This window comes from Streptomyces sp. NPDC052043 (assembly GCF_044548235.1).
GTDB lineage: Bacteria > Actinomycetota > Actinomycetes > Streptomycetales > Streptomycetaceae > Streptomyces.
This window is the reverse complement of sequence record NZ_JBIUBT010000036.1, coordinates 1-4136: the sequence shown is the minus strand read 5'-3', so window position 1 is coordinate 4136 and position 4136 is coordinate 1. Positions and strand designations below refer to the sequence as shown.

Sequence of the window (4136 nt, the reverse complement as noted above, 5' to 3'; positions counted from 1 at the left end):
GCCGGCGAGGGCGAGGGCGCACTCGCCGCGCCGCAGCGCCTGGGCGGCCAGGTGGATGGCGACGAGGGACGAGGAGCACGCCGTGTCCACCGTCACCGCCGGACCCTCCAGACCGAGGGTGTAGGCGACTCGGCCCGAGGCGACGCTGCCCGCGCTGCCGCTGCCGATGAAGCCCTCCAGGTCGCTCGGTATCTGTCGCAGCCGGGAGCCGTAGTCGCCGTACATCGCGCCGACGTACACGCCGACGCGCTCGCCGCGGAGCGTGCCGGGGTCGATGCCCGCGCGTTCCACGGACTCCCAGGAGGTCTCCAACAGCAGCCGCTGCTGCGGGTCGACGGCGAGCACCTCGCGCGGGGACATGCCGAAGAACTCGGCGTCGAACTCGGCCGCGTCATACAGGAATCCGCCCCGGCGGGTGGTGGCGCGGCCCGGCCGCTCGGGGTCCGGGTCGTACAGGTCCGGGTCCCAGTCCCGGTCGGTGGGCAGGTCGCCGATGGCGTCGGTGCCGGAGGCCACGAGGTGCCACAGGTCCTCCGGGGCACGGACGTCGCCGGGGAGGCGGCACGCCATGCCGACCACGGCAACCGGCTCCAGCCGTTCGGCCTCCACTTCCTGGAGGCGTTCGCGGGTCCGCTGGAGATCGGCCGTGACCCACTTGAGGTAGTCGACAAGCTTCTCTTCGTTTGTCATGCAGGTTCAGCCTCTTCTCAGCCTCGTCGGAGACGGCCGCAGCCGCGCCTGGGCCTGTCAGGTGGTGCGTCGGCCGAGTTCGTTGTCGATGAAGGCGAAAATCTCGTCGGTGGACGCCTCCCTGAGCCTCTCGGCCGGCTCGGTGGCCGCGGGACGGCGCCAGCGGGCGAGAACGGCCTCGAGCCGGGCGGTGACCAGGTCCCTGACTTCCTGGTCCGTCGCCTCTTCGGGCAGCGCGTCCTCCAGCTCGGTCAGCTTGGCCAGCAGCCGGTCCGCCGGGGTACCTGCGGGCGGGAGCAGTTCGGTGCCCAGGTGGGCGACGAGCGCCGCTGGGGTGGGGTGGTCGAAGACGAGGGTCGCGGGGAGCCGCAATCCGGTGGCCGCGTTCAGCCGGTTGCGCAGCTGTACGGCGGTGAGCGAGTCGAAGCCGATTTCCTTGAACGCCTGGAGCGGATCCACCGATTCCGGTGAGGCGTGGCCCAGGATCGAGGCCACGGAGGCGCGGACCAGGTCGAGAAGGACCTGGTCGCGCTGGTCCGCCGGGAGTGCCAGGATCCGGTCGGTCGCCGGAACCTCCGCCTCGGCGCTCGCGGCCGGGCCGGCGGGGACGGGGACCAGGTCGCGGAGCACGGTGGGCAGGGTGCCCTGGGCCGCCGCCTGCCACAGCGCGGCGGTGTCCAGCCGGACGGGAACGAGTGCGGGGCGTCCGGAGCGCAGCGCGGCGTCGAACAGGGCGCGCCCGTCGTCGCCGGTGAGCGGTACGACACCGCCGCGCCGTAGCCGTTCGAGGTGAGCGCCGTCGAGGTGGCCGGTCATGCCGCTGGACTCGGCCCACAGCCCCCAGGCCAGCGCCAGGGCCGGCTGGTCCGTGGCCCGCCGGTGCCGGGCGAGGGCGTCGAGGTAGGCATTGGCGGCAGCGTAGTTGGCCTGGCCGGGGCTACCGAGGGTGCCGGCGACCGAGGAGAACAGCACGAACACGCCCAGGTCCATGTCCCGGGTCAGCTCATGCAGATGCCAGGCCGCGTCCGCCTTGGCCCGCAGGACGGTGTCGAGGTGGCTCGGCGTGAGCGAGGCGACGACGCCGTCGTCGAGGACGCCCGCGGTGTGCACGACGGCGGTCAGCGGGTGCTCGGCGGGGATGCTGGCGACCAGGTCCGCCAGTGCCGTCCGGTCCGCCACGTCGCAGGCGGCGACCGTCACCTCGGCGCCCGACTCCGCCAGTTCGGCGACGAGTGCGGCGGCTCCCGGGGCGTCCGTGCCCCGCCGGCCGGCGAGCAGCAGGTGCCGTACGCCGTGGGCGTCGACCAGGTGGCGGGCGAAGAGGGCACCAAGGGTGCCGGTGCCGCCGGTGATCAGGGCGGTGCCGGCCGGGTCGATGCCCATGAGGGCAGCGGGGTCGGTCGGATCGGCGGGTGCCGCCGGGCCGGTACTCGGCGTCGGGTCTCCCGCAGGCGGGGCGGGGACGAGCCGGGGGGCGAGGATCCGCCCGTCGTGCAGGGCGAGTTGGGGTTCGCCCGCGGCCAGCCGGGACAGCACGGGGTGCAGCAGGGCGAGCCGGTCGGCGTCCTCGTCCAGGTCGAGGAGGGCGAGCCGGTGGGGGTGTTCGGACTGGGCAGAGCGGACGAGCCCCCACACGGCGGCGTCCGCGAGGCCGGTGAGCCGGGTGCCGGGGTCGGCGCCGACCGCGTTCCGGGTACACAGGACCAGCCGGGAATCGTCGAAGCGCTCGTCCTCCAGCCAGGTCTGGACGAGTTCCAGCACGCGGTGCAGCGCGGCCCGGACCGCTTCGGGACTGCCGTCGTCCGGGGCGGCCGTGGACCGCACCAGCACGAGTTGGGGCACCCGCTCGGCGTCGGCCAGAGCGGAGAGGGCCAGCAGTTCCGGGTCCACGGCCGGGTTCCCGGTGGGGGAGCGCGTCTCGTCCACGGCGTCCAGCAGGACGCAGGAGGGTGCGTGCGCGGCCGGTGCGGGCGGCAGTTCGGCCCATTCCATGTGGTGCAGCGGCAGGGGGTCGGCGCTGCGGAGGGCGGCCAGTTGCCGGGCGCTGATCGGGCGGACCGTCAGTTCGTCGACGGTGCCGATCAGGGTGCCGTCCGGCGTGCTCAGCGCCAGCGACACGACGTCCGGGCCGACCGGGGTCACCTCGACACGCAGGGCGGTGGCACCGGTCGCGTGCAGCCGGACCCCGCTCCAGGAGAAGGGCAGCCGGATCCCGTCGTCGGCCGGCTCGGTGGCCACTTCGAGGGCCAGCACGTGCAGGGCCGCGTCGAGCAGCGCGGGGTGGAGCGTGAACCCGTCGCTGCCGGGGAGCCGCACCTCGGCGAAGCGGTGCCCGTCCCGGCGCCAGGCGACACGCAGCCCCTGGAAGGCCGGGCCGTAGCCGTAGCCGCGCTCGGCCAGCAGCGGGTAGAACGCGTCGACGTCGGCCGGGACCGCGTCCTGCGGCGGCCACGGCATGCCGGCGGGCACCGGCGGCAGGGCCGGTTCCGCCGCGGGCCGTACGGTGCCGGAGGCGTGCCGCGTCCAGTCCGCCTCGTCCGCCGCGGCGGCGGCCACCGGGCGGGAGTGCATGGTGACCGGGCGGCGGCCCTCGGCGTCGGCGGGGCCGACCAGTACCTGTAGCCGAGTCTCTCCGACAGCGGGCAGGGCGAGCGGCGCCTCCAGGGTGAGGTCCTCCACCTCGGCGCAGTCCGTCTGCCGGCCGGCGTGCAGGGCGAGTTCGAGGAACGCGGTGCCGGGCAGCAGGACCACTCCGTCCACGGCGTGGTCGGCCAGCCACGGGTGGGCGGTCAGCGAGAGCGTCCCGGTGAGCAGGACACCGGCGTCGCCCGCCAGGACGACCGCGGTGTCGAGCAGAGGATGCCTATGGCTCTCCGGGCCGGTGGCGGAGGTGGTGCCGTGCCCCACGACCGGGTCGAGCCAGTACCGCTCCCGCTGGAACGGGTAGGTCGGCAGCGGGGTCGCATCGGCGGCCGCGAACAGTGCGCGCCAGGAGACCGGGGCGCCCTGGACGTACGCCTCGGCCAGGGACAGCAGCAGCCGCGTGCGGCCGCCGTCGTCACGCCGCAGCGTGCCGAGGGCTCCGGCGGAAACGGGCGCGACGGCGTCCAGAGTCTCCTGGATCGCCGGGGCCAGGACGGGGTGCGGGCTGCTCTCCACGAACAGCCGGTGGCCCCGCTCGGCCAGCGCCGCGACGACCTCGTGGAAGCGGACGGTCCGGCGCAGGTTGCGGTACCAGTACGTGCCGTCCAGAACCGTGGTGTCGGCGAGCGGTCCGGCCGTCGTGGTGGACCAGAACTCGGCCTCGGAGGGCCGGGGTTTGAGTCCGGCCAGCAGTGTGCTCAGCTCCTGCTCGATGGCTTCGACGTGGGCCGAGTGCGACGCGTAGTCGACGGGGAGCCGGCGGGTGCGTACGCCGTCGTGTGCACAGCGGTCAGCCAGTTCGT

The 4136-nt window shown here is 74.7% G+C and carries 2 protein-coding genes; both read right to left on the bottom strand.

The window, feature by feature from the left end; all coding sequences use genetic code 11:
• A partial coding sequence (locus ACIHCX_RS38030) for a beta-ketoacyl synthase N-terminal-like domain-containing protein (protein ID WP_400037988.1) occupies positions 1–690 on the bottom strand: 690 nt, incomplete at its 3' end.
• Positions 691–747: 57 nt separating this feature from the next.
• Positions 748–4136, bottom strand: a 3389-nt coding sequence (locus ACIHCX_RS38025) for an SDR family NAD(P)-dependent oxidoreductase (protein WP_400037986.1), incomplete at its 5' end; no start/stop codon positions are given.